This is a genomic window from Streptomyces sp. SD31, from assembly GCF_052068475.1.
Lineage (GTDB): Bacteria > Actinomycetota > Actinomycetes > Streptomycetales > Streptomycetaceae > Streptomyces.
Window position 1 is genome coordinate 404,651 of the sequence record NZ_JBQHCX010000007.1, and the last position, 8,150, is coordinate 412,800.

Annotated in this window: 1 protein-coding gene (cut by a window edge); it reads left to right on the forward strand. The window is 74.3% G+C overall.

The genetic code is table 11. The annotated features are described in order from the left end of the window. On the forward strand, positions 1-8,128 hold the 3' end of the coding sequence (locus tag ACTMVF_RS18065; protein WP_441272068.1) for a type I polyketide synthase. Its footprint begins 18,905 nt before the window's first position; 8,128 of the gene's 27,033 nt are visible here — the last part of the coding sequence; the start codon falls outside the window, past its left edge; its stop codon occupies positions 8,126-8,128. Positions 8,129-8,150 lie beyond the last annotated feature (22 nt).

The window sequence follows — 8,150 nt, forward strand, 5'->3', positions numbered from 1 at the left end:
CACCGGCAACACCGCGTCGGTGATGTCCGGCAGGCTGTCCTACGTACTCGGCCTGGAGGGCCCGGCCGTCACCGTCGACACCGCCTGCTCCTCCTCCCTGGTCGCCCTGCACTGGGCCGCCAAGGCGCTGCGCGGCGGCGAGTGCACGCTCGCCCTCGCGGGCGGCGTGTCGGTCATGTCCAGCCCCGACTCGTTCGTGGAGTTCACCACCCAGGGCGGCCTCGCCCCCGACGGCCGCTGCAAGGCCTTCGCCGAGGCCGCCGACGGCACCGCGTGGTCCGAGGGCGCCGGTCTGCTCGTCCTGGAGCGGCTGTCCGACGCGGTCGCCAACGGACACGACGTCCTTGCCGTCGTCCGCGGCTCGGCCGTCAACCAGGACGGCGCCTCCAACGGCCTCACCGCGCCCAACGGCCCCTCCCAGCAGCGCGTGATCCGGCAGGCCCTCGCCGACGCAGGCCTCTCGCCCGCCGACATCGACGCCGTCGAGGCGCACGGCACCGGCACCACGCTGGGCGACCCGATCGAGGCGCAGGCCCTGCTGTCCACGTTCGGCGGCACGGACCGGCCGGCCCCGCTCTACCTGGGCTCGGTCAAGTCGAACATCGGCCACGCGCAGGCCGCCGCCGGTGTCGCCGGCGTCATCAAGATGGTGCTCGCGATGCGACACGGCATGCTGCCCAGGACGCTGCACGTCGACGCGCCCACCTCGCACGTCGACTGGTCCTCGGGCACGCTGTCGCTGCTCGGCGACTCCGTCGACTGGCCGGAGAACGGGCATCCGCGCCGGTCCGGTGTCTCGGCGTTCGGCCTCAGCGGGACCAACGCCCACGTCATCCTGGAGGAGGGCCCCGCCGCCACGGCCCCGACCCCGGCCGACGCGGATCGAGCCCCGGGCACCCCGTGGCTGGTCTCCGCGAAGTCCGAGCACGCCCTGCGCGCCCAGATCGAACGGATCAGGACGCTGGACGCCGCCCCGCTCGACATCGCCTACTCACTGGCCACCACCCGAACCGCCTTCCCGCACCGCGCCCTTCTCGTCGACGGCACAGAGATCGCCAACGGCACCGCCCGCAAGGCCGCCGCAACGGCACTGCTGTTCTCCGGGCAAGGGTCCCAACGGCTGGGTATGGGACGGGAGTTGTACGAGCGGTTCCCGGTCTTCGCCGACGCCCTGGACGACGTACTGGCACACCTGGAGCCGGGGCTGCGGGAGGTGATGTGGGGTGAGGACGCAGACGCGCTGAACCAGACCCGGCACACCCAGCCCGCCCTGTTCGCACTCCAGGTCGCGTTGTACCGGCTGGCGGAGTGGCTGGGCATACGGCCCGACCACCTCGCCGGTCATTCCATCGGTGAGATCGCGGCGGCCCATGTGGCCGGTGTCCTCGCCCTGGAGGACGCCGCGAAGCTGGTGACGGCTCGGGCGACGCTGATGCAGGCGTTGCCCACCGGGGGCGCCATGGTGGCCATCGAGGCGACGGAAGAGGAAGTCGCCGCGCAGATCACCGAGTTGGTATCCATCGCGGCCGTCAACGGCCCGTCCTCCGTGGTGATCGCGGGCGACGAGAACGAAGTCGAGCGGATCGCGGAGCACTTCGCCGACCGCAGGACCAAGCGGCTGAAGGTCTCCCACGCCTTCCACTCGCCGCTGATGGACCCGATGCTGGACGACTTCCGCGCCGCCATCACCGGGCTCACCTTCCATGAGCCGACGATCCCGATCGTGACCAGCGGCGATGTGACCGACCCGGAGTACTGGGTCCGCCACGTCCGCGAAACCGTCCGCTTCCACGACCACGTCACCGCGCTGCGCTCCGAGGGCGCCACGACGTTCCTGGAGATCGGCCCCGACGGCGTGCTCTCCGCGCTCGTCGAGGACGCCGTGCCCGCACTGCGCAAGGACCGCGACGAGCGGGACGCGTTCGCTCTCGCCCTCGGCCACCTGTTCCTGCGGGGCACCGGCATCGAGTGGGAGAGGTACTACGAGGGCACCGGCGCCCGCCGCGTGGCACTGCCGACGTACGCCTTCCAGCGTGAGCGCTACTGGCCGCACACCATCTCGTCCGCGCAGCCGGCCCGCGCCGCCGTGGACGGCTGGCTGTACGACGTGACGTGGGCCCCGGTCGCGGCGGGGACCGGCGGGCCGCAGGGGCGTTGGCTCGCGCTGGTGCCGGAGGGCGACGCGTGGGCGGCCGAGGCGGTCGCCGCGTTCGGCGGGGATGCGGAGGTGGCCCACGAGGTGCGGGCCGGCGACTACGCCGGGGTGCTCTCGCTGCTGCCCACCGGTCCGGCTCAACTGCTGGCGGACCTGGCGGAGGCCGGAGTCACGGCGCCGCTGTGGTGCGTCACCAGGGGCGCGGTCGCGGTCGGCGACGAGCCGCTGCGCAGCCCCGCCCTGGCCCCGGTCTGGGGCGAGGGACAGGTCGCCGCGCTGGAGCAGCCCGAGCGCTGGGGCGGCCTGGTCGACCTGGCCGAGCCCGTCGCCGACTGGTTCGCCCGGATACCCGAGGGCGAGGACCAGGTCGCGATCCGCGCCGACGCAGTCCACGCCCGGCGGCTGGCCCGTACGACCGTCACCGCGCCGTCCTGGACGCCGCGCGGCACGGTCCTCGTCGTCGGCGCCGACGGCACGATGGGACGGCATGTGGTGCGGTGGCTGGAGGACGAGGGAGACGACGTCGTCGTCAGCCACGATCTCGACGACCTGGAGCGGGCCGACGCCGTCCTCTACGTCGGCGAGGACACCCCGCTCGACGTCCTGTACGACCTCGACGAACGGCTCGGCGACCGGGAGCTGGACGCCTTCGTGGTGTTCGGGTCCGTCGCCGGGATCTGGGGCGCGCGGGGGCAGGGGCCGCAGGCCGCGCACGGCGCGCTGGTCGACGCGTTCGCCCGCGGGCGGCGCGACCGGGGCCGTACGGCACTGTGCGTGGCGTGGGGCCCGTGGGCCGACACGACCGACCCGAGCATGACCGCGCACCTGCGGCTGAGCGGCATGCCGGTCATGCCCGCCCGGCAGGCGCTGTCCGCGCTCGGGCTCGCGGTCGCGGCCGGGCGCAGCACGGTCGCCGTGGTGGATGTGCGCTGGGAGACGTTCGCGCCCGCGTTCGGCCCCAGCACCGTCTTCGCCGCCCTGCCCGAGGCCCGCGTCGAGGCCGCCGAGCCCGACTCCGCCCTCGCACAGCGGCTCCTTGAGCTGCCGGAGTACGAGCGGCACGGCGAGGTCCTCACGCTGGTGCGCGAGCGCGCGGCCGTGGTGCTCGGCCACTCCGGGCCCGACGCGATCGAACCGGACGTGCCGTTCCGCGACCTGGGCTTCGACTCGCTCACCGCGCTCGACCTGCGCAACCAGATCGGCGCCGCGACCGGCCGCACCCTGCCCGCGACGCTCGTCTTCGACCACCCGACACCCGGCGAACTCGCCACCCATCTGCTCGACGAGGTGCTCGGCACCACCGAGGACCCGGCCGAGGGCGTGCTCGTCCCACGGGCCAGGGCCCTCGACGAGCCCATCGCCATCGTCGGCATGGGCTGCCGCTACCCCGGCGGCGTGACGAGCCCCGAGGACCTGTGGCGGCTGCTGCTCGACGGCATCGACGCCACCGGCGACATGCCGGCGGACCGGGGCTGGGACCTGGCCGCGCTGGCCGCCGGACAGAGCGCCACCCGGCGCGGCGGATTCCTGTACGACGTCGCCGACTTCGACCCGGACTTCTTCGCCATCTCGCCGCGCGAGGCCCTCGTCATGGACCCGCAGCAGCGCCTCGTGCTGGAGACGGCCTGGGAGGCACTGGAGCGCGCGGGCATCGACCCGGGCCTGCTGCGCGGCACCGACACCGGCGTGTTCGTCGGCGGCGGCAGCGGCGAGTACCGGTCCTCCCCGGAGGAGACCGGCCTGGAGTGGCAGACCGCGCAGTCCGCGTCGCTGCTGTCCGGCCGCCTCGCCTACACCTTCGGCCTCCAGGGGCCGACGGCATCGGTCGACACCGCGTGCTCCTCGTCCCTGGTCGCCCTGCACCTGGCCGCGCAGGCGCTGCGTGCGGGCGAGTGCTCCATGGCGCTGGCCGGCGGTGTGTGCGTGATGTCGACGCCGGTCGGGTTCATCGAGTTCAGCGCCCAGGGCGCCCTGTCCGAGGACGGCCGCTGCAAGGCGTTCTCCGACGACGCCGACGGCACCGGCTGGGCCGAGGGCGTGGGCATGCTCGTACTGGAGAGGCTGTCGGACGCGCGTCGCAACGGCCACCAGGTCCTCGCCGTGGTCCGCGGCAGCGCCATCAACTCCGACGGCGCCTCCAACGGCCTGACCGCACCCAGCGGCCCCGCCCAGCAGCGGGTCATCCACCACGCGCTGGCCGCGTCAGGACTGCGCCCGAACGACGTGGACGCCGTCGAGGCGCACGGCACCGGCACCAAGCTCGGCGACCCGATCGAGGCCCAAGCGCTGATCGCCGCCTACGGCCGGGAGCGGGCCAACCCGCTGCTGCTCGGCGCCGTCAAGTCCAACCTCGGCCACACCCAGGCCGCCTCCGGTGTCGCCGGCGTGATCAAGATGGTCATGGCGATGCGGGCGGGCGAACTGCCCCGCACCCTGCACGCCGAGAAACCCACCACGCACGTCGACTGGAGTGCCGGCACGGTCAAGTTGCTGTCGGAGCGGACACCGTGGCCCAACACCGGCCGGGTGCGCAGGGCGGGTGTCTCGTCGTTCGGCGCGAGCGGCACCAACGCGCACGTGATCATCGAGCAGGCCGAGCCCGAGCCCACGAAGCCGGTGGAGCGCACGGCCGGAGTGCTGCCGGTACTCGTCTCCGGGCGTACCCCCGCAGCGCTGCGCGACCAGGCCGCCCGCCTGCTCACCACCGCATCCACCGCCGAACCCGCCGACCTGGCCTACTCGGCGGCCACGGGCCGCGCCGCCTTCGAGCACCGCGCGGTGGTCCTCGCCGACGGCCGGGACGACCTGCTGGCCGGCCTCACCGCACTGTCGGAGGGCGCCCGCACCCCGCACGTCGTCGTCGACGAGGCCGCCCGGGCGGGCAAGCTCGCCTTCCTGTTCGCCGGACAGGGCTCGCAGCGGCTCGGCATGGGCCGCGAACTGTACGAGCGGTTCCCGGTGTTCCGGGCCGCGCTGGACGAGGTCACGGAACTCCTCGACCCCGCGCTGCGGGAGATCGTCCGCGGCGACGACGAGGCGGCACTGAACCGGACGGGCAACGCGCAACCCGCCCTCTTCGCCCTTGAGGTCGCCCTCTACCGGCTCGCCGAGTCGTGGGGGCTGCGGCCCGACTTCCTCGCCGGGCACTCGATCGGTGAGATCGCCGCCGCGCACGTCGCCGGGGTGCTCTCCCTGGCGGACGCGTGCACCCTGGTGTCGGCGCGGGCCTCGCTCATGCAGGCCCTGCCGGCCGGCGGCACCATGGTCGCGGTGCAGGCGTCGGAGGACGCCGTCCTGCCGCACCTCACCGACGGTGTCACGATCGCCGCGGTCAACGGGCCGGAGTCGGTGGTCGTCGCCGGTCCCGAGGAGGCGGTCGACGCCGTCGTGGGCCGCTGGAAGCACCGCGGGCTGCGAGTGTCGCACGCCTTCCACTCGCCGCTGATGGACCCGATGCTCGACGAGTTCCGCAAGGTCGTCACGGGTCTGGCCTTCGCCGCGCCGACCATCCCGGTCGTGGTCGGGGGAGACCTGACCGACCCCGAGTACTGGGTACGGCACGTGCGCGAGGCCGTGCGCTTCGCGGACAACGTCCGCACCCTCGCCGAGCGCGGCGTCACGACCCTGGTCGAACTCGGCCCGGACGCCACCCTGTCGGGCCTCGTCCCGGACAACGCCCCCGGCACGGTGGCGATCCCTCTGCTGCGCAAGGACCGCGACGAGGAGACCACCGCCGTCACCGCGCTCGCCAGGCTCCACGCCCGCGGCGTACGCGTCGACTGGGCCGGCTTCTTCGGCGGCGGCAACCGCGTCGACCTGCCCACCTACGCCTTCCAGCACCAGCGGTTCTGGCCCTCGACCATGACCGGCACCGCCACACGTTCGGCCGCCGAGCCCGGCAGCGACGACGCCGCGTTCTGGGCAGCCGTCGAGGGCGAGGACTTCGGCGCGCTGGAGCAGGTGCTCGACGTCGACGGCGGCGCGCTCTCCCAGGTGCTGCCCGCTCTGCTCGACTGGCGCCGACAGCACAACGACCTGGCGGTCGTGGACAGTTGGCGGCACCGGATCGCCTGGAAGCCGCTGGACGGCGGCTCCGGTACGCCGACAGGACGCTGGCTGGCCGTGACCCCGGCCGGCGACGACGCCTGGGCGGCACGGGTCGTGGCCGCGCTCGGCGCCGACGTCGTCACCGTCGCGCTCGACACCCCCGACCGCGCCCGGATCGCCAAGGCCCTCGCCCCCCTCGGCACCGGCTTCACCGGAGTGGTCTCCCTGCTCGGCCTCGCCCCCTCGGACCCCGGCGGCACACCGCAGGGGACCCTGCTCACGGCGGCGCTGATCCAGGCGCTCGGCGACGCGGGCCTGACCGCACCGCTGTGGTGCGTCACCCGCGGCGCCGTGGCCGTCAGCGCCGCCGAGGCGCCGGACGACCTGACGCAGTCGGCGATCTGGGGCCTGGGCCGGGTGGCCGCGCTGGAGTACCCGGAGCGCTGGGGCGGCCTGATCGACCTGCCCGCCGAACCCGCCGGATCCGCCGGACTCGACGACCGCATCCTGCGCGGCCTCGCCTCCGTCCTCGCCGGACTCGACGGCGAGGACCAGGTGGCCGTACGGGCGAGCGGCGTCTTCGGCCGCAGGCTCCTCCCCGCGCCCGCCCCCGCGCCGGCCCGCGTCTGGGAGCCGCGCGGCACGGTCCTCATCACCGGCGGCACCGGCGCGCTCGGTGGCCATGTCGCCCGCACCCTCGCCCGCGAGGGCGCCCGCCACCTGCTGCTCCTCAGCAGGCGCGGCCCCGATGCCCCCGGCGCCGAGGAACTGCGCACCGACCTCCGCGACTTGGGCGCCGAAGTCACCATCACCGCCTGCGACGTGTCCGACCGGGCCGCCCTGCAGGCGGTCCTGGACGGGGTGGACGACCTGACCGCCGTGGTCCATACGGCGGGCGTGCTCGACGACGGCGTCCTCGACAAGATGACGCCCGAACGGTTCCGGGACGTGTTCCGCAGCAAGGCCGACCCGGCGCTGCTGCTGGACGAGCTGACCTCGGGCCTCGACGCGTTCGTGCTGTTCTCGTCGGCGTCGTCGGCGGTCGGCAGCCCCGGCCAGGCCAACTACGCCGCCGCGAACGCCATGCTGGACGCGCTCGCCGAACGGCGCCGGGCCCATGGCCTGGCCGCCACCTCGATCGCCTGGGGCGCCTGGGGAGGCGGCGGCATGGCCGACTCCGAGGACGCCGTGGCCAACGCCCAGCGCGCGGGCATCGCGGCGATGGACCCCGAACTCGCCTGCACGGCCCTGCGTCAGCTGGCCGCGGAGGACGGGGCGACCGCGGTCGTCGCGGCCGTCGACAAGGGCCGCTTCTCCGGCGGCTTCCGGCCCAACCCGCTGCTGCGGGAACTCGCCGGACCCCAGGAGACGGCGGCACCCGAAGCGGCACCCTCCGGCGCACTGCGCGAGCAGCTCCTCGGCCTGGCGCCGGCCAAGCGCCACGAGGCGCTGCTCGACCTGGTCCGCACCCAGGCCGCCGAGGTACTGGGCCGGACCGACACCGACGCGGTGCGCGCGGACCGCCCGTTCCGCGACCTCGGGTTCGACTCGCTCGCCGTGGTCGAACTGCGCAACCGTCTGGGCGCGGCGACCGGCCTGAGCCTCGCCTCCACGCTGGTCTTCGACCACCCCTCGCCCGCCGAGCTGGCCACCCACCTTCTGGACCAGCTGGTACCCGAGGACGCGGCCGAGACCGACGGCGAAGAAGCCGAGATCCGCGACCTCCTGGCCAAGGTGCCGCTCACCCAGCTGCGCGAGATCGGCGTACTGGAACCGCTGCTGCACCTCCTCGGCAAGTCCTCGGCCGAGGAGAGCGACGACACCGGCTCGATCGACGACATGTCCGTCGACGACCTGGTGCAGGCGGCACTCGAAGGACAACCCGGCGGGCAATTGGACGGACAGCTGGACGGACAGCTCGACTGACGTCCGCCGACGGCCGGTCGTC